General features: G+C 41.5%; 22 protein-coding genes. 8 read left to right on the top strand and 14 right to left on the bottom strand.

Going from position 1 to position 25,837, the window contains the following annotated elements; genetic code table 11:
- The first annotated feature begins 1 nt into the window (after position 1).
- Genes JWR61_RS21610 through JWR61_RS21595 form a run of 4 tightly spaced genes read left to right on the top strand, consistent with a single transcriptional unit; the run spans position 2 to position 5,187 of the window.
- Positions 2-1,243, top strand: a complete 1,242-nt coding sequence (locus JWR61_RS21610; protein ID WP_301929780.1) for an ABC transporter permease — start codon at positions 2-4, stop codon at positions 1,241-1,243.
- 30 nt (positions 1,244-1,273) lie between these two features.
- Positions 1,274-2,440, top strand: a complete 1,167-nt coding sequence (locus JWR61_RS21605) for an ABC transporter permease (protein WP_301929779.1) — start codon at positions 1,274-1,276, stop codon at positions 2,438-2,440.
- A gap of 49 nt (positions 2,441-2,489) precedes the next feature.
- Positions 2,490-3,860, top strand: a complete 1,371-nt coding sequence (locus JWR61_RS21600; RefSeq protein WP_301929778.1) for a sigma-54 dependent transcriptional regulator — start codon at positions 2,490-2,492, stop codon at positions 3,858-3,860.
- On the top strand, positions 3,844-5,187 hold the full coding sequence (locus JWR61_RS21595) for a PAS domain-containing sensor histidine kinase (protein WP_301929777.1): 1,344 nt from the start codon (positions 3,844-3,846) through the stop codon (positions 5,185-5,187). Before JWR61_RS21600 ends, JWR61_RS21595 begins: the two co-directional genes overlap by 17 nt.
- Positions 5,188-5,219: 32 nt before the next feature.
- Here the strand turns inward: JWR61_RS21595 and JWR61_RS21590 are convergent, their stop codons facing one another.
- On the bottom strand, positions 5,220-8,024 hold the full coding sequence (locus tag JWR61_RS21590; RefSeq protein WP_301929776.1) for an outer membrane beta-barrel protein: 2,805 nt from the start codon (positions 8,022-8,024) through the stop codon (positions 5,220-5,222).
- Positions 8,025-8,701: 677 nt separating this feature from the next.
- Between JWR61_RS21590 and JWR61_RS21585 the strand changes: the two genes are divergently transcribed.
- Complete coding sequence (locus tag JWR61_RS21585; protein WP_301929775.1) at positions 8,702-8,998, top strand: hypothetical protein; 297 nt, start codon at positions 8,702-8,704, stop codon at positions 8,996-8,998.
- A gap of 473 nt (positions 8,999-9,471) precedes the next feature.
- Here the strand turns inward: JWR61_RS21585 and JWR61_RS21580 are convergent, their stop codons facing one another.
- The 3 genes from JWR61_RS21580 to JWR61_RS21570 form a co-directional block, all read right to left on the bottom strand.
- Positions 9,472-9,954, bottom strand: coding sequence for a VOC family protein (locus JWR61_RS21580; protein ID WP_301929774.1), 483 nt, complete (start codon positions 9,952-9,954; stop codon positions 9,472-9,474).
- Positions 9,955-10,106: 152 nt separating this feature from the next.
- Positions 10,107-10,499 carry a hypothetical protein gene (locus JWR61_RS21575; RefSeq protein WP_301929773.1) on the bottom strand — a complete coding sequence of 131 codons (393 nt, stop codon included), beginning with the start codon at positions 10,497-10,499 and terminating at the stop codon, positions 10,107-10,109.
- 93 nt (positions 10,500-10,592) lie between these two features.
- Positions 10,593-10,955: a hypothetical protein gene (locus JWR61_RS21570; RefSeq protein ID WP_301929772.1), complete on the bottom strand. Its 363-nt coding sequence runs from the start codon at positions 10,953-10,955 to the stop codon at positions 10,593-10,595.
- A gap of 669 nt (positions 10,956-11,624) precedes the next feature.
- Here JWR61_RS21570 and JWR61_RS21565 point away from each other — a divergent pair.
- The gene (locus JWR61_RS21565; RefSeq protein ID WP_301929771.1) at positions 11,625-12,065 is read left to right on the top strand and encodes a DUF5990 family protein; all 441 of its coding nucleotides are present in this window, start codon (positions 11,625-11,627) and stop codon (positions 12,063-12,065) included.
- A 112-nt stretch (positions 12,066-12,177) separates the two neighbouring features.
- Here JWR61_RS21565 and JWR61_RS21560 read toward each other — a convergent pair whose 3' ends face one another.
- The 5 genes from JWR61_RS21560 to JWR61_RS21540 all read right to left on the bottom strand — a co-directional run bounded on the left by JWR61_RS21560 (position 12,178) and on the right by JWR61_RS21540 (position 16,692).
- A complete protein-coding gene (locus JWR61_RS21560) occupies positions 12,178-12,573 on the bottom strand; it encodes a hypothetical protein (protein ID WP_301929770.1) in 396 nt (131 codons plus the stop codon).
- Between the two features lie 5 nt (positions 12,574-12,578).
- On the bottom strand, positions 12,579-13,232 hold the full coding sequence (locus tag JWR61_RS21555; protein WP_301929769.1) for a hypothetical protein: 654 nt from the start codon (positions 13,230-13,232) through the stop codon (positions 12,579-12,581).
- A gap of 167 nt (positions 13,233-13,399) precedes the next feature.
- The gene (locus JWR61_RS21550; RefSeq protein WP_301929768.1) at positions 13,400-13,891 is read right to left on the bottom strand and encodes a PDDEXK nuclease domain-containing protein; all 492 of its coding nucleotides are present in this window, start codon (positions 13,889-13,891) and stop codon (positions 13,400-13,402) included.
- A complete protein-coding gene (locus JWR61_RS21545; RefSeq protein ID WP_301929767.1) occupies positions 13,867-14,412 on the bottom strand; it encodes a DUF1016 N-terminal domain-containing protein in 546 nt (181 codons plus the stop codon). The genes JWR61_RS21550 and JWR61_RS21545 overlap by 25 nt, the downstream gene beginning before the upstream one ends.
- 915 nt (positions 14,413-15,327) lie before the next feature.
- Positions 15,328-16,692 (bottom strand): aspartate aminotransferase family protein, encoded by a 1,365-nt coding sequence (locus JWR61_RS21540; protein ID WP_301929766.1) that lies wholly within the window; start codon positions 16,690-16,692, stop codon positions 15,328-15,330.
- Between the two features lie 151 nt (positions 16,693-16,843).
- On the opposite strand from JWR61_RS21540, the gene JWR61_RS21535 reads away from it, so the two are divergent.
- Positions 16,844-18,538, top strand: coding sequence for a PQQ-dependent sugar dehydrogenase (locus JWR61_RS21535; protein WP_301929765.1), 1,695 nt, complete (start codon positions 16,844-16,846; stop codon positions 18,536-18,538).
- A 225-nt stretch (positions 18,539-18,763) separates the two neighbouring features.
- Here JWR61_RS21535 and JWR61_RS21530 read toward each other — a convergent pair whose 3' ends face one another.
- The 3 genes from JWR61_RS21530 to JWR61_RS21520 form a co-directional block, all read right to left on the bottom strand.
- The gene (locus JWR61_RS21530) at positions 18,764-19,543 is read right to left on the bottom strand and encodes a PIG-L deacetylase family protein (protein WP_301929764.1); all 780 of its coding nucleotides are present in this window, start codon (positions 19,541-19,543) and stop codon (positions 18,764-18,766) included.
- An 11-nt stretch (positions 19,544-19,554) separates the two neighbouring features.
- A complete protein-coding gene (locus JWR61_RS21525) occupies positions 19,555-20,874 on the bottom strand; it encodes an MFS transporter (protein ID WP_301929763.1) in 1,320 nt (439 codons plus the stop codon).
- Between the two features lie 135 nt (positions 20,875-21,009).
- Entirely contained in the window at positions 21,010-21,819 is an 810-nt protein-coding gene (locus JWR61_RS21520; protein ID WP_301929762.1) for an SDR family oxidoreductase, read from the bottom strand.
- 875 nt (positions 21,820-22,694) lie between these two features.
- Between JWR61_RS21520 and JWR61_RS21515 the strand changes: the two genes are divergently transcribed.
- Positions 22,695-24,242: a long-chain fatty acid--CoA ligase gene (locus JWR61_RS21515; protein WP_301929761.1), complete on the top strand. Its 1,548-nt coding sequence runs from the start codon at positions 22,695-22,697 to the stop codon at positions 24,240-24,242.
- Positions 24,243-25,080: 838 nt separating this feature from the next.
- Here JWR61_RS21515 and JWR61_RS21510 read toward each other — a convergent pair.
- Entirely contained in the window at positions 25,081-25,320 is a 240-nt protein-coding gene (locus JWR61_RS21510) for a hypothetical protein (protein ID WP_301929760.1), read from the bottom strand.
- A 171-nt stretch (positions 25,321-25,491) separates the two neighbouring features.
- A partial coding sequence (locus JWR61_RS21505) for a fibronectin type III domain-containing protein (protein ID WP_301929759.1) occupies positions 25,492-25,837 on the bottom strand: 346 nt, incomplete at its 5' end.

Genomic DNA, 25,837 nt, shown 5'->3' with positions numbered 1-25,837 from the left:
CATGCTTAAAAATTATTTTAAAATAGCCATCGCGGTTTTAAAGCGCAGAAAATTTTTTACTTTCATCAGCCTGTTTGGCATCAGCTTTACACTCACCATTGTAATCGTTGTTGCTGCTTTAACGGATCATGTATTGAGTGCCGGTTATCCTGATACCGCAAGGGACAGGGAACTGTTCGTGACCCGCATGAAATACAAGGGTTCAAAAAGCGGGTCAGATATCAGTGCCGGCCCAAGTTTTTATTTTTTTGAGCACTATGTATCCAAATTGAAAACACCCGAGAAGCTGGCGCTTATATCACACAACTATGCTACCAGTACTTATATCAATAACAAAAAAATGGTCACCCAACTGTCGTACACCAATGATCAGTTTTGGGACGTGCTGCAGTATCAATTTTTGGAAGGTAAGCCATACACCAAACAAGAAATTGACAACGCTGAAAAAGTAGCCGTTATTTCTGAAAGCACCCGCAACAATTATTTTGGCAATGGGGTTGCGGCAGTTGGTAAATACATTGAGACAGACAACATACAATACCGGATTACCGGCGTTGTAAAAAATGTGCCTCTTTCGCGGGAATATTTTTATGCCGATATGTTTGCTCCTTACACGCTTTCAAAAGAGGACATTCACAACACAGACCTGATTGGAGATTATACCGGTGTGCTGCTGTTGCATTCAAAAGATGATATTGATAAAATGAAAACTGAATATAACCAGATGGTTGCCAAAATACCAATGCTAAGCAAGGATCTTGATTTGAGATTTACGTATGCGGATAGTTACCTGGAAGCTTTTACCCGGGGACTACCCTTTGGCAATGGCGCTGATTCCGGTATAGGGAAATTTATTTTGATCATAAGCATTTTCTTCCTGCTTTTTTTGTCACTACCAACACTCAACCTGGTTAATATCAATATTAGCCGTATCATGGACCGGTACTCTGAAATTGGCGTGCGCAAAGCGTTTGGGGCTTCTTCCAAAACACTGGTGTACCAGTTTATTGTAGAAAACCTGATCATTACATTTATTGGTTGCCTTATTGGTATCATGCTTTCGTTTATTATCATCCAGGTATTCAATCGCAGTAATATTATACCCGATATGGAACTGAGCATTAATTTCCGGGTATTACTTTTCAGCCTTTTCGCCTGCCTGGTTTTTGGGTTTTTATCAGGAGTTTTTCCTGCTTGGCGCATGTCGCGTATGCAGGTGGTTAGCGCCTTAAAAGCGCAATAGCAATTTGATTCATTGTATAAAATAATTTACATGTTACAGCATTTATTTAAACTCATCTGGAACAAAAAAAAGCAAAACTTTTTGCTCATCATTGAGATGCTTATCTCCTTCATTGTAATGTTCGCAGTGTTTACCCTGGTGGTATATTTTTATCAGAACTACAACCGGCCTATGGGATTTGAATATGAAAATGTTTGGACAACCCGTTATGATAATCCTGCCGGAATGAGCGACACTGACAGTGTTACTGAGTTTCGGGCGTCATTAAAACAACTCGTAAAGGCAATGCCGCAGGTAGCGGAGGTCGCCTTCTCTAATGTGAATACGCCTTTTTCGGATGCCACCATCGGGGGTGGGATTAATCATGGAAAGATACAGGCACGAACAAATCTGTACAGTGCCGATGATGCTTACCGGGATGTATTGGGTATACAGCTTAAAGCAGGTAGGTGGTTTTCTAAAGACGACATGGGAGCGAGGGAAAAACCTGTAGTGATAAATGAGAGCTTAAAACAAGAACTTTTTGGCAATGACAATCCTATAGGAAAAACCGTGAACGATCACGACAGGGTAGTAGGCGTAGTAAGCGACATGAAAGACGAAGGAGACTTTACGGGGCGCAAAAATGCTGTTTTTAGCAGGGTGGATACCAGTAACCAGTTATGGGGTGGCGTGATGCTGATAAAGGTAAAACCCACTGCTGATGCTGATTTCGAAGGGCGCTTATATAAAGCGCTTAGCGGCGCCATACAAAATAAAAGTATTGAAATTTCACATCTTGATAAACTGCGTACCGGCAAAAACCAGCGCTTGCTTACGGGAGTGATCATTATTTTAATCGTGGCGGGTTTTCTTGTAGTGAATGTTGCGCTGGGATTGTTTGGTGTGCTGTGGTACAATATCAATAAACGAAAAAGTGAAATTGGTTTGCGCAGGGCGGTGGGTGCCAGCGGTGCCGCCATATCAAAACAACTGATCGGCGAAGCGATGGTATTGGCTACACTGGCGCTCATCATTGGTACCTTTTTCGCCATCCAGTTTCCGCTGATGAATGTATTTAACCTTGCAACAAATACTTACCTCATCGCCCTGGCATTGGCCATTACCTTTATCTATCTGCTGGTTATAATTTGTGCGCTATATCCCGGCAGGCAGGCGGCAGCCATCTTTCCGGCAGTTGCATTGCACGAGGAATAATTAATGAAAAAAAATCTACGCAAAAATTTATTAAATTGTTGTTGGCATTATGATACTGATTATTGATGATGATATTGCTGTGAGGGCCTCTTTGCTGTTGTTGTTTAAAACAGCAGGTTATAATGCGGAAGGGGTGGATTCGCAAAAGAAGGCGCTTGCCATGATCGCCACGCAACCTGTTTCATTGATCCTGCTCGATCTTAATTTCTCTATTGAAACTTCGGGCAGAGAGGGGATGAGCCTGCTGAAAGAAATAAAAAAATCAGATCCTGCCATACCTGTAATTCTTATTACCGGATGGGGCACCATTGAGCTTGCGGTGGAAGGAATGAAACTGGGTGCCAGCGATTTTATCAATAAGCCCTGGAGCAATGACTACCTCTTGCAATCTGTAAAAACCATCCTGTCTTTAAAAGAAATAAAAAAAGAAACCCATACCCGCAAACAGTTAGACAGCCTGTATAATTTTCAAAACATCATTGGTGAAGACGAGCGGCTGTTGCAACTACTTGAAACAGCCGGCAGCGTTGCAGCAACCGGTGCATCTGTATTAATAACCGGGGAAAGCGGCACTGGAAAAGAATTGGTAGCGGAAGCCATTCACAACAATAGTTTGCGCAGCGGCAAGCCATTTGTAAAAGTAAACCTGGGCGGCATCTCTACATCGCTTTTTGAAAGTGAAATGTTCGGACATATCCGGGGAGCTTTTACAGATGCCAGAACAGACCGTACCGGCCGGTTTGAAATGGCCAACAAAGGCACGATTTTTTTAGATGAGATCGGTGATCTCGACCACAGCAGCCAGGTAAAATTGCTGCGGGTATTGCAGGACCGTACCTACGAAGTGCTGGGCAGCAGCAGAACCAAAACAGTTGATGTGAGACTGATCTGCGCAACCAATAAAGATCTGAATGAAATGGTAAGTAAAGGCACATTCAGGGAAGACCTGTTGTACCGCATTAATCTCATCACCATTCACTTACCCCCACTGCGGGAACGGCCAAAAGATATTCCTTTGCTGGTAAATTTTTTGATTAATAATTTAAAAGAAATTTATAACCGTCCGCACCTCTCTGTGACATCCCATGCTATGAAATGGCTGCAGCAACTGCAGTTTCCGGGTAACATAAGGCAGTTAAAAAATCTGGTAGAGCGTACTGTTTTAGTAAGCCGTAAAGATGTACTGGATGTAACTGATTTTGAACCGCAATTAAATCTGCCGTCAAAGAAAAATACCCTGCAGTTACCCGAAGTAGGCAGTTTAACGCTGGATGAAATAGAAGTGATGATGATAAAAAAATCATTGGAATTTCATAAAAACAAAATCGCCAAGGCTGCAGCATCATTGGGTTTAACAAGAAGCTCCCTTTACCGGCGTTTAGATAAATACCATATTCCCTACGATGAGACTTCGGATTAAATTCATTTTGTTTGTAATTATTCTGCATCTTGTTACACTGGTGCTGACCTATTTTATTTTTCAACAAAACAAAATCGTGTTTATAGCGGCGGAAGTGCTTGTGCTGATTTCCATCGGAATTGCCTGGCAGTTGTACCGTCAACTGATACAGCCACTGCAATTGCTGATGCAGGGCGCAGAAGCCATCAGGGATAAAGATTTTAATGTGAAGTTTGTGACTACCGGAAAATACGAAATGGATGAACTGATAAAAGTATACAACCAGATGATTGATGAATTAAGAGGCGAGCGTACCAGGCAGGAACAACAGCATTTATTTTTGGAAAAATTAATTCATACTTCGCCAACCGGCATACTGATTTTAAATTACGACGATGAAGTACATGAAATAAATCCACGGGCTTTAAAACTATTGAACCTGGAGGAAAAAGATGTGGTGGATAAACCAGTCAGCAGCATTGAAAATCCTTTGCTTCAGCAAATACAACAAATAAAATCAGGTGAAGCAAAAACAGTTACTTTAAACGGGGCCACCACTTTTAAAATTCAAAAATCCCATTTTATCGATCGTGGCTTTGCCCGACATTTTGTTATGATTGAAGAGCTGACTGCTGAAATACTTGCTGCAGAAAAAAAGGCTTATGGTAAGGTTATCCGCATGATGGCACATGAGGTGAACAATACACTTGGCCCTGTCAATTCCATCATACAATCCACACTGGACTCAAAAAAAATATGGAACCGGCAGGAAGAGGAGCCCCTGAAAGAAGCACTGGAAGTAGCATTGAGCCGGAACAGCAATCTTAATGCATTTATGCGCAATTTTGCAGACGTCGTCAGATTGCCGGAACCAAAGATGGTGCAGCTTGATCTTCATAAAATGATTTATTCCATTACAAAGTTGATGGAACTGATCGCCGCTGAAAAACAAGTAAAGTTTGAATACTGCCTTGCCGGAAATAATTTTACTATTCATGGTGATGAGCAGCAAATGGAGCAAGTGCTAATCAATATTGTTAAGAACGCCATAGAGGCCGTCGGCGAAAAGGGCATCGTAACTTTTACCGCAGACGACAGCTTAAAAACCCTCATCATTTCTAATAATGGGATGGACATATCACCTCAAATTCATGAGCAGCTTTTCAGCCCTTTCTTCAGTACCAAAAAAGACGGGCAGGGTATTGGACTTACACTCGTGAAAGAAATTCTTTCAGGTCACGGCGCTTCATTTAATCTGCAAACTATCCGGCCTGGGTGCACCAATTTTACCATAACTTTCAATGAAGGGCCTGAAAGGTACCGGGGCTCCTCCCTGCCAGCCTCCTGATATTCCAGGTCAATTATTGTTCAATCCACCGCTTAAAACAAAGACCATTTTCCACCCGCAGCTGTTTTCTTTGCGCCTGCTGGCCGTAGATTATAAGTGAATGTTGACAAAAAATACTGCGCCAGCACATCGCCCTTAGAAAAGAATGCTGTATTTTGATTAGGAGACATGTACACATTTTTTCCCTGGTTCAATATATCATTTGCACTTATCCTCAATACTGCTCTTTCATCTTTAAAGAAAGTGAAATTTACCGCAGCATTCCATAGATATATCTTTTTCAATGCCGGATCTTCAAACATATCATTCGTGATCAAGCGCAACCTTGTATCGAATATTACATGTTTTATATAACGGATTATCACCTCTGTACCGATCGTTTGGCTGAATGTTTTGATATCTTCAAAACCAGCATTGCTATTCTTTACAAAGCGGTAACTAAGGGAGTACTCCTGGTTAAGCTCCAGCTTATCATCCCAATTAAATCCGATGCCGCTCCAGAAATTACAATTCAACCTGTTTTGCAGGCTACGAATTCCATTATAGAAAAAATAATTTTGAACATATTCGGTCCAGGTGCCAAAATTCCAGGGGATCATAAAATTCTTTGCATTCCTTTTATTCTGGTACAAACCAAAATTAGTGGCCATACGTTTATACCCATTTGCATTTACGGGGTATACCGTTTGTATACCACCCTGATCTAAACTAATGCTGTCTACTATCACATTTTTCGATTGCGAAGCTTCAAACCATGACCAGACACCCAAGGTACTTTTAGGGCTATACGTATTCAAATTAATACGTACCCTGTCCTGTAATGCCGGTTGAAGATCAGGATTACCCAACCTTATCATATAAGGGTTGCTATTGTTCAACACTGGTAGCAGGTTGGTGTAATAGGGTAACACTACATCCCGGTTATACGAAAGCGATAATTTTTTATATACAAAATCAAACTGTGGCAGCACATTACGTTGCTCCTGTTTAATTGACTGGTTTAATGAGTATACATTGTTTTCAAATTTTTGCGATTGATAACGTATGCCCGGCCGGAAAGTAAAATCTTTATACCGGTATTCAATTCCCCCTGCAAGGCTGTACTTATTGCTCTCCCTGGTAAACCTGCTGCTGAGACCTTTGATAGGGTCACCTGAGTTATTTGTAAACGTACCAACCCTGTCATCCAGTTTTTCATAATCGTATCGTGCACCTAACCTGAAGAAAAAGTTTTTGATCAGCGGTTCGCTGTAATTACCGGCAACGTTAGCCGTCCATGTTGGTACCCATTCATTACGCAGTTGCTGGTAAGTGGTATCTTTGCTAACGGGCTGCTGGTATGCAATGTCGGCATCAGTATAGTCATCTCTGTCTCTTTTGTTCCATCCCATGTAATGGGTAATATTCAATCGCCGCCCTTTTTTACTTTTAGATAGTTTGGTGAACATTATATTATGGCTATACATGTTAGTTTTCAGGTCGCCTGTATTATTTACAAGACCGTTGTTTAGCTTGCCAAGAAAATTATTCACTCCACTCCTGCCATCCTTTCTTTCAGATGTGGTTCCGGATATTACATAGTTTAAGCCAATGATGAGGTTGACGGTGGAGTCGGGCTTTAAATTTGCACCGGCTCCAAACACATGCGAATTACCGATTTCGGTATAGTGTTGTTTTGAAAAATTACTTATTATGGTATCTTGTTTATAAATATCAGTTCTGTTCTCCGTTTGCACATCTGTATTAACACGTCCATAAAAATATTGACCATAGACAGATCGTTTATTGCTGGGCGAATGGTTGATGTTAATGCCTACGCCATCACTTTTTGTGATACCGCCGTTCCGTGATTCGCCTCCAAAATTGATATCATTGATGCTGAAGGTGGAACCGTAATTGCTGTTATTGGTGTTATTGTTAGAGTTACCTCCCATCGTTTCGATAGAACGGCTGATACCCATTGTTTGCCGCATATCGGTTACACTAAAGCCGGGGCGGTTAAGATTATTAGAATACCCCATGACACTTACCTGCAGTGTGTCCCTAAAAATATTTGCTATAGCTCCCGTTTCATACCGGCCACCCTGGGGACCTCCACCGCCACCGGCATAGGCTTTACCGAACATGCTTTTCTTTATACCCTTTTTTAATGTAAGATTGATCACCTTGCCTACATTGTTCGCATTATCATCTCCGTTACGCAACATCTCTTCTTTATCATCCGTTACCTGCACTTTATCGATTACCTGCGACGGCAAATTACGGGTAGCCATCTTTGGGTCATCACCAAAAAATGTTTTGCCATCCACCAATATCCTGTTAACAGGTTTGCCATTAACCATGATATTCCCCTCTTTATCTACCTGTACCCCGGGTAATTTTTTTAAAAGATCTTCTACCAATGCATTGGGTAATGTTTTAAAAGCAGCCGCATTAAATTCAACTGTATCCTTTTTGATTACAACCGGTGGCCGCTCTGCGTATACAAACACTTCCTCCATTGCTGCGGAAACGGGAGACAGGTAAACATTGCCAAGATCTAAAACAGGCTGATCGCTTTTAAGCGTAAATTCTCTCCTGTACCCACGGTAGCCACTATACGAAACTACAACCCTGCAATTCACGGCAAATGGTAACCCCGGAATTTTGAAATCGCCGTCAGGGTTACTTAACCTGTAAGTAATAATGGCTGTATCAGCTGCTTTAAAAACAGTTACGGTAGCTAAACCCAGCGGTGTTTTTGCTGTACTGTCTATCAATTTTCCCTTAAGTGTTGCCTGCGAAAAGGCTGCTGAGCAGATGGCTACGCACATAAAAAGCAGTAAACTGTTTTTCATTTTTTTAATTCAGTTGTTTAATGGCTATTAAAATTGCTATACTTATTTTTTACATTTATTTCGGCCGCCGTAGCTATCAAATCGCACCGAGGGATTTGTTCAAAACCTGGCCTGGCAATGTTCCTGTTCAATACTTATTTTCCTATGAGAAGCGTCCAGTTTTGTACCAAAAGGTTCTTATAATTTTACTGCATCTCTTCGCACTGCGGCAAAACTGTAAATGACGAACACAATTATAGAGACAAGACGATATGGTATATGTTGCCTGGTAATGCAGATAATTTATAAAATGGGTAGTATGCGTGTTTGCAGGCAATTGATTCTGCTCTACCTATCATTTGGTTTTTTAATTTCTGTTCTTAAGTTTTAAAACAGTCAATGGTCTGATGATTCTTGCCGGCTTTCATCGTGCTTTTCGCCTGGGTTCTGGTCGAATTTATTTATACCCGGTTTGCAAGGGTTAATTCATTTCTAACGAGGTAGCAGAAACAAACAGTAAGTGTAACGAAAACAGACAGTCAACGTTCCAAAATAAAGGAAGCTGGTTGATGTTCAAGGTTATGATTCCCTGCACCCCGCGACAAAATTTATACCAATCAGCCCAGCTCAGGTTATAAAAATAGCAACCAGAAAAACTACACCTGGTGAAATTGAAATATTTCATTTATTATTGTGAGATGAGAGACGCCCTGAAAAATCTTTTCGCGGAGCAGATTAATTTAGAAGATGGCAGCGTCTTTTATTACACTACACAACCATACGAATTAAAGAATGCACTGGGCAGTGTTGTTGCAGTTTTGCAGCAATATCATTTCACAAAAAAGGATGATCAAAGCGGACCGTTTTCCCGCAAATTATACAGAACAAAAGAAGGGAATTGGTACGATTTTGAAGAAGCAAAATCAGGTGCTGAAAAAGTTGTTTTAAGAATGCTGAAATCTGCGATTGATGTAAAAGAAAATGAAACAGTTTAAAATAATTTTGGGGTAAAAATTCAAATTGAAGGTACCTTTTTTATCCCTCCATTTTATTTGCAATTACTCTTGCAATTTCATCCTTCATGCCAGCTGGTTGAAACTAAAAATATTTTGATTTTGCTTCTTTTTTGTCATAAGAAAATGCCGACTTTCCGCCATTGGAAGTAGCCTGGTTGACGAGTGCAAAACTTTCACTCTTGTTTGCTTACAAACGTGTGTATGTCTTTCACTTATTTAAGACCTGTCTAACACTTTTCAATAGGAATCTTACTGGGTAAAGCAGAATTGGTTCCTTTTGAAGAGTAAGAAGATTTAGCAGTACTTATTTACTGGCGATGTTATTATCATTTAGCAATGGATGGATTATTATTGTAAGGCATTTGTTGTCTGGAGTAAGGATAGCTAACACCAGCCTTACTCCAACAGCCTATGCAAGTTCAATTATGTAGTACCGGTACCAACGGTGGTGCTCAAACAGCTTGACCGTTGACTGCAGCCTCAATTGCGGCAACATCAATCTTACGCATCTGCATCATCGCTTCGAACGCACGTTTTGCAATAGCACCACCCTGTATCATCGCGTCTGATAAAACGCGTGGCGTTATTTGCCACGACAGACCCCATTTGTCCTTGCACCAGCCGCATTGACTTTCTTCACCACCTCCTTCAACAATCGCGTTCCAGTAACGGTCAGTTTCTTCCTGGTCCTCAGTGGAAATCTGAAAGGAAAATGCCTCGCTGTGCTTAAACGTTTCTCCTCCATTAAGTCCAATGCAGGGTACACCGCATACCGTAAATTCTACTGTCAGCACTTCCCCCTCCTTGCCATCAGGATAATCAGACGGAGCCCGGTGAACAGCGCCTACTGTACTGTCAGGAAAGGTTTGGGCATAAAACTGCGCAGCGGCTTCTGCATCATGGTTGTACCACAGGCAAATGGTATTCTTTTTCATACTATTCCGATTTATTTGGTTGAATATTTAATTGTGGCGCACAAACACCAGGCCAGTTGGTACATGATAACTTCTGCAACCTGGAGATGCCATACCTCCTGTACTAAGCAGTGCCCTTGCAAAGCTTTTGAAAATTTCAATAGAAACCTTAATTAATTTTTCAACTTTTTCAGCGCTGTTGCTTTTCTTTTTTGTAATCTTTCCACTTCGGGAATTACCAACAAATTTTGGCCTTTTTTATTGGTGTGGCCTAATAGAGAATTTAGTTGTTTACTAATTCTTTCAACCTTAACATCCTTTGGTTTTTCTACACGATATTTTGACTCATGAATTGCTATTGCCTTATCAATAAAAAATACTTCCTTTTTATAGGCTTTCATTCTACGATTTACTATCATCAGCTTATTCAAAATGTAAATACTGAAGGGTGCCGATTTTAGGAGTTGTTCATACATCCTGGCAGCCTCGTGCAAGTGGCCTTCCTTTTCCAATGCAGCTGCATTATGCCGGGTTACGCTGAGGTGATCTTCGCCAGATTCTTCCATTTAAATGCTGTTTATATAAAAGTTTTTAGCTGATAATTGTGTCAGATAAAATACGGTGAAAACCTGCCCATCCAGGTGGTGTAAAGCAACAATTTACTGCACCTGAATTTGATTTTTTGACTGAACTACAATTTGTGGTTTGTTTTTAAAAATTTCAATTTTTCCAAAAATACAAACCGGTTTACCTTTAAAAAATTCCTCCGGTTTAATATCAAATGATTGCCTCAGCTCAGGCCAGATCACGAGGGTCAAAGGGTTGTCCGGAAAACTTCCTCCTGCGTTTAAAAGTGTTGGTGAGCCTTTGCTTCTGTCAAGAAAAATACCACCAAATATAGTGGTGCAAATCTTAACGGAATCGCCGGTATGCTTGCTGATATCTTCGAGCTTGATTTCCGTTTGGCCAAATGCCAACGTCGAAAATAGCATGGAGGTAAATAGGAGGTAAGTGCTTTTCATGTTGATTGAATTTTATACTGCAAGTTTACATCATTCGGTCATAAAACCGGGAAGAATCATGGAAGAATTTAAGTTAATTTCCAATGGAAATTCAGCTACATTTTTATAGGAAAGATTGCCTTAAAAATATCCACTTAGGGTAGCAACCGGATTGCATTAATCCCACGGTCTTTTCTTTTGTGTTTTCGGTCTCATGTATTTTTCAATTCCTTTAATTATTTCGGGAAGATTTTCTAATAACCTATCCAGATCAATAGTATCTGACATCTCTCTCAACTTCCATTTGTCGGACTTGTTCAATAAACTTTCTTCAAGAATAAAAAACTTGTCCCGTAAATGCACCTTATAATTGATTGTATTATTTGGCCCGTAGGTGATTTCTGTTTTTAATCGATAAGAACCCAATTCGATATTAAAATAACATTTCCCATGCGACTTAAATACTAAATGATTTAGTAAGGAATTAACCTGTTTTTTAATTGCACTTTCTTGTAGGAAGAGACAGGAATTTTTTGTTTCTTCAGGACCAGTTAACAATCATTCCATTTGAGAAAGACAAAATCAATTCAATAGATTCTGTAATTTTAAGTTTTCACCAAAAGAATCTAAGGCAACATAAACTGAATTGACTTTGGCGATGACATTTTTAAATTATTATAGAATCAAACAATGAACCCGGAAATATCAATACAAATTATTTTGGAAAACCCTCCGCCAGGTGTTGACTTTGGTATTCAGGAAGGCAGGGGAAATCAATACGAGACAATCCAAAAACAAAGATCTGTAACAGGTAAACTTTGCTTTGAATGCCGGATTGAAGTAAAGAAAACTAAATTGAATCAATACGATTTTTGCGGCCCGTTTGTCCACGGAGTTTTGAACGAACGTTTTATTTATATAGATATCGGGACTTGCGCAGGGCAATTAGATTCTATCTGGACACGTAGATTAAAAATACCCTTAAAAGAAATAGTGCCAGAGACGATCGATCTGTTATTGGGAGATGCCAATCTTATGCTGGCTACAAAAGTTGCCGGAAAAGCCAAAGATGGCGGCCCCAATTGCGCTACTGTTAAACCTTTTTCAGGCTGGCAAGTAACCAGGCGTTAATAATAAATCTGTAAAGGGTTTATGCATAATTGATGATGCATAAAAAATGGTTATGACCTTTTATTTACTAAAGTAAATACCTGTTAAAAAAAATAGATAACCGCAGCAAGACTTAATTAATCACCTTCTGTAGTATTACGTCCATCGAATCTTTCCCCAGCATTCCCGTAAGTGTCATATTTCCGGAGTTGTTCAGCGTCGACAGTGTACCGTTGAAAACCGGCTTACCGGATGGCGCATACCATTTTATGTTGATGTGATTGCTTGTCTTTGTAAAACTGCCGTTCCATCTTTTAGCCGGCGTGTTGAATTGAAATACACAGCCATTTTTAATGTCAAAATAAACCACCGTAAGCAGGCTGTCTGCACAGGTATCCTGATGCAGTACCTGCTGGTTAATAAGTAATTTTTTTACCTCGTACTTCCCGGTAAGGTTTGGATAATTATCCACTTTTCCATGCATGGCTATTAACAATAACGGAATATAAATGATAGAAAGACGAACCATTAATTTCACGAAGCGGGAAAAATGCAATTCAGGTAAGGGGTTCGTTGCTGCAAAGAAAATTCCTTCAGGCGGTTGAATTCAATGAACATAAAATATACAAGCCCGGCCATCATTATGAAAGCATGTATCACTACACTGTAGCCAATCTCGTAAAAAATATCCATCAGTAAAATGTTGGCAAGTAACGGCAACAACATAAATACACCCACCAGTCTTGTTTTGTGAAACAGCAGCAGCATTGCACCTGTAATCTGTAGTGCAGCTATAATACACCCAAGCGTGTAAGAATAGCTAAAAAAATTCCAGAATATATCCGATGGTGAACAACTTTTATAAGGAAGATCAAGCTTGCTCATGGGCATCACCAATTGCAAATGACAGATTTTTGCCCATCCGAATTCAGCCAGGTCAAACGCAACTCCATAACGGATCAGCCCTTGCCAGAAAGCCAGCGTCGAAGGGGTATTTGTTTTTCGGGCTTGCCATATGAAGGCGTATGTTATGGCGGTAACTACGGTCACGAGGGAAATTATCGAAAAACTGCCGATTGTGCCCCAGTTTCTAAAGTAAGTAATGGTTATTCGAAAAGCCGATGCGCCAATGACCAACCCTGCAAGAATGCAGGTAAACAGTTTCTTAATAAAGGAAATTCCAGACATTGACAGTTACTTTTTTTAAGTGATGTTTAATAAGAACCTTTTGGCAGCCAGGCCTTCGTCAAAATTCTGGATAAGTGCGAGTCCTGACGTTTGTGATTTGGTACTGATTGCCTGTACAATTGCCGGTATTGTAAAAGGGATGATATTTGAAAGTAATTACTGCTGCATCAGTTGCCATTTTTACCGTTGTCTAATTTTTCAATTTCCTTCTTTACTTCATCTATTAACTGCTGCTCTGTGGGCAGGTATAGCTGATATTTGCTGGCAATGATTGTTTTGTTGCTTTCGGGTAAAGTGATTTTTACTACTGCATCGTTTTTATCGGCACATAATAAAATGCCGATGGTGGAGTTTTCGAAATCCTGTTTTTCAAAGCGGTCGTAGTAGTTGACATACATCTGTAACTGCCCGATATCTTCATGAGTGAGTTTGGTGGTTTTAATTTCAAATACTACAAAGCATTGCAGCAGCCGGTTGTAAAAAACAAGATCAATAGAAAATTCATCGCCTTCTATATGGATGCGTTTTTGCCTTGCTACAAAAGAAAAGCCGTTGCCTATCTCGAGTAAAAATTCCTGCAGGTGGGTAATGATGTCGCTCTCCAAATCCTTTTCGTAATAAGCAGCTTCTCTTTTTAAGCCCAGGAACTCCAGCACCATCGGGTCTTTAATAATTTCTTTGGCATCGGATGGTAATTTTCTTCCCTGGCCACTGCCAGCACATCTTTTAATTCATTGCTTAGTAAAAGCCGTTCAAACAACTGGCTGTTAACCTGTCTTTCCAGTTGCCTGGCTGTCCAGTTGTTCTTTGCTGCTTCGGCTAGGTAAAAATCCCGTTTTTCTTCTTTTTCAATTCGTATGAGTGTGCGGTAGTGGGTCCAGCTGAATTGCGAACGCAGTGCGTTCGTAATTGGAAATGTGCGGTAAAACTGGCGGCACATTTCTAACTGGCGGATGGAAAAGCCACTGCCAAACTCCGGCTGAAGTTTTTCGGATAACGATTTTATAAGAAACTCACCGTAACCAGCCCTTTCCTTGCCTTCCTGCTCTTCTTCTAAAATTACCTTACCTATTTGCCAATACATCAGCACCCGCTCGGTATCAACCGAACGAATGGCCCTGTCCTTTGCCGTTGCAATGATGGACTGTATTTGCTGTATGAGTTCTTTTTTTAACTGCATAGTATTATCTGATTACCTTCCCTGATGGTGAAGTGTGGTAATGCTATCCAATTATAAATGTATTGAATGGTTGATTATTATCCAATAAATGGCTTAGTAATTAATTAGCCGAAAAGAATTCGAAGTGACTCTTCCGGTTCATAAATTAGTTTCAGATTTATAGCAAACTGCAATAGCTTATGATCCCAATATTATCCTCGCTTGATGTGCTCTTTAATTTGTCAATCAGCAGGTCAAAGTAGATTTTAAGGTTATTGCTGGTGGAAACTTTCAAGGATTCTATTACCTTAAAAAGGAAGAAGTTTTTAGGGCAGGTCACACCGGCAGCATAAAACAAATATATCCTGACACTATAAGACTAAAAATTCTTCATTGTCCGATTAAATACTGTCTATTACACATGGAAATCTGATTGTATGGCAATACTCATTAACTTATTTATAAAGTTCACTACTCTCGGAATGTGCCTTAAAACATCACCATAGGAAATACGCTTACGCATACATCAGGCCTGCTTGATTTTTCAAGGTTTATAAACACGCCGTTGTTATTTCATCGCACACTGATCCCTATGTATATCTGGAGAGCAGTCATGCCAAATTAAACCAACCGGATTGGTCTTTGATTCGAGCCCACTACAAAATGCTGCAGTTACCCACCAGATATTTAAACCCGTTATTAATACCATTGTACAAAATTTCAATAGATAAGATCAGGTAAAAGGCGCCTTGGGTTTGGCAATCGTCTCCATGGTGAGTGTCTAAGTTTTCTATGCATACAATGTGTTTTTGTAATTACTAAAACCGGCATATGCCTCGTCCATTCTTATCGTAGCAACCCAAAGTCTGTCACAAAAAATAATCAGCTGCTGCTCCTTTTATTCAGAACATTATTTAACAGCACCAAACGATTATGTTATGTTCCGCAAATTGTTGCAATTGCATTGTCTATAATTGTAATCGCACTCATTAATTGCGCTCTCGTAATAATCAGTGGCGGACAAAGCTGCAATACATTACCCTGTGACACTTTAAAACTTAGCCCGTTAGCCAGGCATTCATACATGATCTTTTCTGCTTCGGTAATAGCTTTTACTTTTGTAACGGCATCTTTTACCAGTTCAATACCCCAAAGCAAACCGATGCCCCGCACATCCCCAATAACCGGGTGCCGCTCTTTCAACAGCTGCAGTTGTTCCCGCATAAATATTTCATCTGCCTGTACCTTTTCAAGAATGTGCTCCTGTTCCAGGTATTCAATCATAGCCAGTGCGGCGGCGCTGCCCAGCGGACTTTTTTCATGTGTATAATGTCCCAGCGAAACATCGCCGGCAATGTTATACCCTTCCCGGCAAATCATGGCCGCGAATGGGATAACACCACCACCAAGACCTTTGCCAAGGCAAACAATATCCGGCTCAATATCGTAGTGTTCAAAAGCAAACATTTTTCCGGTGCGCCCAAAGGCGATGGGTATTTCATCCAGTATCAATAATACATTATACTGCGTACAGATTTCCCTTACCCTTTGCCAGTAAGCTTTGGAGGGTATTTGTACATCTGTATTGCGAACGGTTTCAGCAATGAATGCACCAACACCGGTATCATTTTTTAAAATATCTTCCAGTGCATTGGCGTAGGCTAAATCATCTTCAACACCGTTTTTATGCCGGTAGCCTGTTGGCTGCGGAATGTTGGTTGTGTTTGGTATCAATGGCCCCAGGTATCTTTTAAATTGTTCTTCTCCGCCCGCCGCAATGGCATCAATAGAAGCACCATGAAAAGAATCTGCCAGCGATACCACTTTATATTTTCCTGTTACCACCCGGGCCAGTTTCAATGCAATGCCGATGGTACTTGTACCCCCCGGTGCAAATAAGATCCTTGAAAGTGCCGGTGGAAAAAGGGAAGTAATTTTTTTTGCACAATCAATTGCAACGGCATTGGTATACCTGCGTGGACTAAAGGGAAGTATGTCCAGTTGCGCTTTTACTTTATCAACTACATAGGCGTTGCGGTAACCCACCTGGTGCACATTATTGCCATGAAAATCCATCAGTTTTTTTCCGCTGGTGTCGGTAATATAAATGCCTTCGCAGCTTTGCAATACATCAAGGCAGGGCGTGGAGAGGGACTGGTGCAAAAAAACTTCACTGTCCTTTTCAAGTAAATCCATCGTAGTTGTATCCAGGGTTTTGTACCAGCCTTTACGGGAGGGTGCGAAATTTACATCGCCTTCTGTCAGCAAACTCACTTCCTGTTGCGTACCTGCAGTCATCATAAACAGTTGTTTTATTTTTTTTCAAAAATAGGGCATCAATGGCAAAGACATTTTTTTGGAGTGAGATAAATTTAACCGGCGCAGACTTTAAAAAATTACCGGCATATACTTTGTGTTACTTTTTAATATGTTTACCATAAAATTATTTGCTATGATACAATTTGACATTACCTGCTTGAAGAATGGAATGCTAAACCGCCTGCTTTGTTGTATGTGCTGTTTGCTTTTAACAGGAAAAAGTTTTGCTCAACCAACCATCGCTTTAACACCGGTGATTACTTCCGGGTTAAGTTCACCTATACAGTTTGTAAATGCCGGTGACGGAACAAACCGTGTTTTTATTGTACAGCAGGGCGGTACCATAAAAGCGTATGATGCTTCGTTTAATTTCCTGGCAGATTTTCTTACCGTATCTAACGTAAATGTTGGCGGAGAGCGGGGTTTGCTCAGTATGGTGTTTCATCCAAATTATGCTTCCAATGGCTTTTTTTATGTGTATTATACCAACACGGCTGGTGACCTGGAACTGGCAAGATACCATATCAGCAGCGATGCCAATGTTGCGGATCCTGCTTCAAAAGTAATTTTGATTACGATACCTCACCCAACAAATTCCAACCACAACGGAGGCGAACTGCACTTTGGTGCTGATGGATTTCTTTACCTGTCAACCGGTGATGGCGGAGGAGGAGGTGATGTTCCCAACAACGCACAGAATACCGCTGTGTTGCTGGGAAAAATTTTGCGGTTTGATGTAAACACTTCCAGCACGAGTCCCTATTACACCATTCCCGCTGGTAATCCTTTTGGCAATGAAATTTATGATCTTGGTTTGCGCAATCCCTTCCGCTGGAGTTTTGACCGGCTTACCAATGATATGTGGATAGGTGATGTTGGTCAGGATTCTTTTGAAGAAATTAATTTCAGGCCAGCGGCAGCCACTGCCGGGGTAAACTATGGATGGCGTTGTTACGAAGGCAATAATACTTACAACACCACCGGCTGCGGACCGATAGCCAATTACGTTTTTCCGGTGTATACTTATCCTACCCAAAATCCGGCAGCTGCCATTACAGGCGGCGTCGTTTACCGGGGAACGCAGTATCCATCGCTGCAAGGGTATAACATCAGCGCCGATTTTTATTCAGGTACATTTTACCTTACGAAACCAAATGGTTCCGGCGGATGGATTACTACAACACAAGTGCTTGCAACAAATAACATCGCTGATTTTGGTGAGACAGACAATGGAGAAGTATACGCCGTCTCGCTCACAGGCAACAGCGTGTACCGCATAGACGCACCCGGACCTTTGCCCGTAACATTAACAGCCTTTACCGGTGCGCCGGAAAAAGCAGGGGTGGCACTGCAATGGCGAACAGCTGCAGAACAAAACATACGTCAGTATGATGTTGAATACAGTTTAAACGGCAGCGCATTTTCATTTGCGGGAACTGTGCAGCCTGCATTGTCATCTGCTGCCAATAACTATCGTTTTTTACACGCCTTTCGTTACAACGGTACTGTTTTCTACCGGTTGAAAATACTCAATACAGATGGCAGTTATAGCTATTCCAATGTGATACAATTCCCGGTAAATAACACCACCAAAACTTTAATTGCACCAACAATCGTAAGCAATGGTATTATCAATGCATACCTGGATAATCCTGGTTATCGTGCTATTGAAGTAGTGAGCAGCAATGGAAGCATTGTAGCAAAACAAAATATTGCAGGACAATCCGGACAGATAAAAATTCCCGTTAGTAAATTACCAACCGCGGTTTACATGGTTAAATTTATTGGAGATAATACCGTAGACGTTGAAAAAATAATTATTCATTAAACAAAGTAGCTTACTTATCGAATGAAGGTGGTCGACCTCTTTATAGTTACCAGTCTTTAAACAAGGTCGACCACCTTGCCCACCGGACTGACTTTCCTTAGGTAAACGACAATGATTTATTGAACAGCAAACAGGGCGGGGAAGGCGGTACGTGATGGAGACGGAAAGCGTGGAGCAGTTGCAGTAATTAATGCTTAGGATATCAAATACAATTGTTAAGATAAACTACAACCCGATGATGCTTGCCCTTTCGCCTTTGGCTTTAAAATGAATAAATGCTTCGGCTGCTTTTACGCCTGCTTCCAGGCCGCGAAATTCTTCCAGTGGCTTAAAGTAATCGTTGTATGTATTGATGGGGTCTTGCGTTTTGTGTGCAAACATCGCTTCTTTCTTTCGTTCCCGTAAGGAGGTAATATCAACGTAATCGGTGGGAGTAAAGCCCATGGTTTCACTGCCTGTATTTACTTCGTAAAAGTATAAATGGAATTTTCTTTCTGCCCTTACCCAGGCAGTCAGTGGTAACAAACCGGTCACCTGGTGATCAGGATGTCCGTCTACCGGCCATTGTGTAAATACGATGTTTGGTTCAAGTGCCAGGATCATTTTAGTCATCTCTTCATTCTTGTTTTTATCCAGCACGGTGTTGCCATCAATCTGCCCTGCATACATGGCGGTAGCGCCTAATATTTTGCAGGATAAAGCAGCTTCTTTTGTTCGCAGATCCGCCATCTCAGCATATGTTTTTTTTGGGTCACTGGCTTCACCTTTTGTGAGATACAAAAAAGTAACCTTATGCCCGGCATCGCTGTATTTTGCCATGGTACCACCGCAGCCAAATTCAGGATCACCGGGGTGGGCACCAACGCAAACAATACGCAACTTTTTATCTGCAGTATTTGTTGCTGATGCCGGCATGGCTTGTACAACCGGCGCTGCGGCAAGACTGCCAATACCCATCGCCGATAGTTTAATAAAATGACGTCTTGCAGAAGCTGATTTTTTCATACGTTCCTCTTTTAAGCAATAACTGTTTTTGCAGACTGATGGCTTGTTTCAAAAATGGATAATGATACCAGCAACAGCAATCCAATAACAAAAAAGCCATCCAGTACCAGTGCCGAATCCCGCATTTCATGCGTTAGTGATTCTACAAAGCCAAAGGTAAATAAGCCAACAACAATCGACAGTTTTTCGGTCACATCATAAAAGCTGAAATAAGAAGCTGTGTCTGGAATATTTTGCGGAATGTATTTGGAATACGTCGAGCGGGACAACGACTGTACACCCCCCATCACGATGCCAACCAATACAGCAGCAACATAAAACTGCATTGCGTTGGTAACAAAATAAACGCCGGCACATATCAACGCCCAGATAAAAACAATGCCCGCCAGCACTTTGGTATTGCCATATTTACCAGACAATTTCGCTGTAAAAGAAGCACCAATAATGGCCACCAGCTGAATAATCAGGATGATACTGATCAAACTTTCTTCCGGCATTTTTAATTCCTTGGCGCCAAAATTGGCAGCCACCAGCATAATGGTTTGCACACCTACTGAATAAAAAAAGAAGGCAGGTAAAAATCGTTTTAATAAGGGCAGGTGTTTTAAGTTGTACCATACCTTGGCCAGTTCTTTAAAACCTCCTGTAAAAACACTGTAGTTGTGAGAACCTGCATTGGGCATGCCTTTTGGCAACAGGTAAAACGGAATGATAGAAAATCCTATCCACCAGATACCGACTATTAAAAACGATATACGGGCAGGTAATGCTTCGTCTGTTATGCCGAAAGTAGCAGGTGATAATACAAAAACAAAACAGATAATTTGCACCACAATGCTTCCTGCAAAACCATAAATAAATCCTTTGGCGCTCACAGCATCCTGCTGATCAATGGTGGCAATTTGCGGCAGGTAAGAATTATAAAATACAAAGCCGCCACAATAACCAACAGAAGCAATGCCAAAACAGATCATACTAAATTCAAAATTATCCATCGTAAAAAAGAACAGTCCCGCACATGCCAGGCTGCCCATCCAGGTAAAGAATTGCAGGTATAATTTTTTATGTCCCTTGTAATCGGCAATGGAAGTGAGTATGGGCAACATTACCACGATAATAAGATAAGACAAACCCAGTATGTAATTGGAGAGAACCGTGTTTACATATTGATGACCAAAGAAAGAAACCATATCGCCTTTTTCTTTATTGGCGGTAATGGCTACATAGTAAGCAGGAAATATGGTGGAAGTGATCACCATATTATATGATTGGTTAGCCCAGTCGAACATGGCCCAGGCCCAGATTGTTTTTTTGTCGTTTTTCTCCGCCATCAGGCATTATTGGATTTTTATTCTGCAGAACATTTTTGTGAAAGTGGTAACAGACCTTAGGATAAATGCCACATAGCATTGCAGGAATCAGCAACTTCAATTATGACAAGTAAGCAACGCCTTTAATGCCGGCAATTATTTTATGCCGTAATGATCATTCATCAATTTTTCAAACAAGCCGCCTGGTAATACCCTTTTTAACGTAGGAGCAATGGTTTGTCCAAACGCCCCGATCAGGTAACGGTGAGCCGGATTGGCGGTATCTACAATCTTACACAATTTAGCCGCCAGTACATCCGGGCTTTGGCCAATGCTTTCGTCTTTTTCCATACTGGCAACAGCGGCTTTGTACTCTGCTTCCAATTGAGGGTTGGCAATGCCAAACGCCGTTTTTTCCCTGCTTTCTGTAAAGCCGGTTTTAAAATCGCCGGGGTTAATCACTACTACTTTTACACCCGTATTGCGCAGCTCCATCCGCAGGCTTTGAGAGTAGCCTTCAATGGCGTACTTGGATGCACTGTACATACTTTGGTAAGGCAGCCCAAAAAGACCAGCCAGTGAACCAATATTAATAATCGTTCCCTGTTTTCTTTCAATCATCCCGGGCAAAACGGCAGTGCACATGCGCACAACGCCAAAAAAATTAACTTCAAATTGTTTCTTTGCATTTTCTACAGACATGGTATAAGCAGGGCCTGCAACACCATTGCCGGCGTTGTTTACCAGTACATCCAGTTTGCCTTCTGCCTGTATAATGGCAGCAATGGCCTTTTTTACAGAAACATCATCGGTAACATCTAACTCAACTGGTTTAAACGATACAGATTGTAACCGGTTAAGGTTACGGGCAGAACCATATACGGTATGCCCTTTTGATTGAAGCGCTGTTGCACAGGCAAGGCCTATGCCGGATGATGCACCGGTTACCAGAATTACTTTTCCCATTAGTTGTAGTAAATTTTAGTTGAATAATTGCGGCCTGAAAGTATATGATTATTTCTCAATGGCATTGGCTAAAGATAAAAGGATAATCATAAACGATGAAATAAAATTGAAGCTCCATTTGAAATTGGCTCCCAGGTTTGCCTGCGCCTCACGGCAATGGGAACAGCTTTCTGTATCAAGATTCGCCTCTGCCGCCGGCGGGGCTGCGTAACTGCGACGCTGCTGCTTTCGCTTCTTTCAAAAAAATATTGCTGCGCATTTTTTTGAATCCCGCCTGGGGCGGGACCGAACCGAAAGAGGCAGCTTACGCAGTTACTGTATTCAACTCGAAGGATGGATTGAAGCGCTTTAGTTGTTCGTAATTCTTTTAACTGCCAATCTACATTCCTTGCCGCATCGCTTGTGCATACGCTTCAAACGGCCTCGAATAAAAAGTGCTAGAAATTTTCAGTGCAATCCGTTAAGCAATCAAGGCTGTTTGAGCACGCATGCACCACAAAGTATTGCACTCTTCGGGCGAGTTCCTTGATTGTAGGATTGTACTGAAAATTTCAGCCTTTTTATTCGCAGCCTTGATTTTTTTTGTTTCTTTTTTTTATCAGGAAAAAAAAGAAAGTAAGTCATCTTTTTATTTTAACAACGTACCGGCTTGCCAATACTAAGCCATTCACGGTTGCGCATCAACCTCATCCGTCCGCCGCGGCGGACACCTTCGCCTCCAGGCAAAGGGCGATTTGCAGCGTATTTGTTGGTTGCAGTTTTTTTTATTTCAAATTTTAATGCTCCGGATTTTTGTTTAAATTGTTGAACTAATTTATTGAGTTCACAATAAAGCACTACGCCATATTTAAATAACGATTGCAAAGCTACAACCGATGCTGAACCTGTCTGTCATCCTGGAGGATAGCGCCAAACGATATCCGTCCAAAGCCGCTTTTACTTTCATGGATCAATCAATGACGTATGCGGCATTAAATGCAGCTGCAAACAAAGTGGCCAATGGTTTAACCAGCAGGGGCATTCAGCCGGGTGATAAAGTGGCATTGAGCTGTCCCAATGTACCGGCCTTCCCGGTTTTATATTATGGCATTATTAAAACCGGCGCTGTGGTGGTACCATTGAGTGTGCTGCTAAAAAAAGATGAAATAGCCTTTCATCTCACGGATAGTGATGCCAAAGCCTATTGCTGTTTTACCGGCACACCGGAGTTACCCATGGGGCAAATGGGCTATGATGCCTTTAATACAGTAGATGCCTGTGGGTTATTCTTTTTGATTATGCCGGATGCCGCAATGCCGGCATCTATAGAAAGGGTACAGACCATTGCTGATTTAATGGAAGATCAACCGGTAACATTTGAAACCTGCCAGACCGGTGCCGAAGATACCTGTGTTATTATATACACCTCCGGCACAACGGGCCGCCCCAAAGGCGCAGAGCTGACACACAGCAACCTGCTGCTGAATGCCATTTTAATTTGTGATTTGATGAACAGTACTGCTGATGATACAAGTTTAGTTGTGTTGCCCCTGTTTCACATTTTTGGTATGACGGCTTTATTAAACGCAGGCGTGTACAAAGGGGGCACCGGCGTTTTGCTTACCCGTTTTGATGCAGCCCAGGCGTTTGCATTGATGCAACAACATAAAGTAACGCTTTTTATTGGCGTGCCTACGATGTTTTGGGGCCTGTTAAATTATACCAACCCACAAGTTGATTTTAATGCCATTGCAGCCAATTTAAAACTCTGCCTGTCCGGTGGTGCTTCGCTGCCGGTAAAAGTGCTGCAGGATTTTGAGCAGCGTTTTAACGTGCCCGTCATTGAGGGCTATGGCATGTCGGAAGGTTCGCCGGTAGTAACGTTCAATGATTTAAAAACGGGTCGTAAGCCAGGTTCCGTGGGCACACCGGTTTGGGGCGTACAGGTGAAACTAATTGATGCAGAGGGTAACGAAGTACCCGTTGGTGAAAAAGGTGAATTGTTGTACCGGGGCCACAACGTAATGAAGGGATATTATAAAAAAACCGAAGCAACTGCCACCGTTTTACAAAATGGCTGGATGCATTCCGGCGACATTGCTGTTAAAGACGCGGATGGTTTTTATTACATCGTTGACCGTACAAAGGATATGATCATTCGGGGCGGTTACAATGTGTACCCGAGAGAAGTGGAAGAAACTATGATACAGCACGAAGCCGTATCGCTGGTGGCGGTGATAGGCATACCGCATGAAGAACTGGGAGAGGAGGTAAAAGCATTTGTAGTGTTAAAGGAAAGCTATACAGTATCCTCAGCCGAACTGCTCAACTGGACAAAAGAACGCATCGCCTCTTACAAATATCCGCGGCACATTGAATTTGTTGCCGCATTGCCCATGAGTGCCACCGGAAAAATATTGAAGAAGGAGTTGAGGAAATTGTAGCAAGTCTGAACGGGATTTTTATGATTCGATGATTTACAGGATTACGAGGCAGGGTACTCCAGGTCGTCAACCTCACACCTGTCTGAACTATGATTTTATGATTCAATGATTATCATGATCAAAAATGCAGTGTACTGCAACCGGCAAATCACAAAAATCACAAAAATCAAACAAATCACAGTTCAGACAAAAACTGATCCCAACGATAAAAGCCAACTCCTGCAAATAACAATTCAACAATAAGCAATTCAATACGAAAGCAATTCAACATCAAACAATCCATCAATAAAACAATTTAACCATGTGCCTGTTTCGACTATCGGTCGCCAGTCCCGTTTGTGTCATTTGCTTCCAATAAATGGAAAATGGCGCAGCTGGCCAAATCATATACTGCTTAAAACCAACGCATTATGTTGTTGGCACGGTTTTAGGACTTAGAGTATATACAAGCGATGATGAACGAAGGGAGGAAAAGAGTAGTGGGGCACAAGATCAGCGCAGTTAAAAATAAAACAGGTTTTTCCTAAAGATAATAATCGTTCAGGATTATGGTATAAAATGGCCGTCTCAATATTGAGGCGGTTTTTTTATGGCAGCAAGTGTTCTTGCGGAACTAAAGCAATCGAACGCTGATGACACAGATGGCACGGATAAAAAACGGATTATTTATGTGTCTATATAGTGCTGATGTAAAAAATAAAATAATTGAAACGCTGATAGGACGGAAGAAGCCAATAGACGAATGTTTCGGCTCTAAAATATGTGTTTTCTAATGCAGTATGAACAAAAAATCAGCCATCATCCGTATTAATCCGCGTCATCAGCGTTCCATCCTCCGCTAAACAACTTTCCGCATCACTTTTGCTTTTTCAATTTCCGCCAGCATCTCATCTGCATCATATAAAATAATACCGCAAAAGCGACTGTAGGTTACTTTACCCAGCCGGCGCCAGTTTTTCAGCGTTTCCGGACTGATGCCAAAAAATTCAAAAATATGCCTGTCGGTAATCCATTTTAAAAATCCCTGGGGCAGGCTACGTTGTTCAATAAGCTTTCTGATAGCGGCATCTGATTTCATAAATGTAATGGGTTAGTGAAAAAAGTAATACAAATAAAATAAATATTATTCAAAATGTCAATGCGTATTTTTACTTATTTTTCCGGGCACTAAAAAGCTTTATCAAAATACAGGCTGTCAATACCAGCAGACTGCAATCAATAAAGCTTTAAAGCAATCAACACCTGTCTGTCACTGTACAAACTGGCTTGCCACCGGGCTGTAGGCAATCTGTTCACCGCTGCCCGTAGCCGCCACCCTTACCCAGTAGCGTTTACCCGGCTGCAGGTTGGTGAAGGTAAATTTGCTGCGGCTGCTGTTGGTGCTTTGCCATTCAGTTCCCGTAACAGGCTCTTCGCCCGCTATCTGGTACACATAGCCTTTGGCGCCCTTTACCGCACCCACCGATACTTCCATTACACCCGTGCTTACACCGTTGGCCAGCGTAACATTGCCGGGGTTGGTAATGTAATTGGGCTCCGGCAGCTTGCTCAGCGTAAAGCCGCTGCTGGTAAGGATGGCAGCATCCCCGTTGGCA

The sequence above is a fragment of the Ferruginibacter sp. genome (assembly GCF_028288465.1).
In the GTDB taxonomy this organism is placed as follows: domain Bacteria; phylum Bacteroidota; class Bacteroidia; order Chitinophagales; family Chitinophagaceae; genus Ferruginibacter.
The sequence above is the reverse complement of the archived record's forward strand: the minus strand, read 5'-3'. Positions and strand labels throughout refer to the sequence as shown.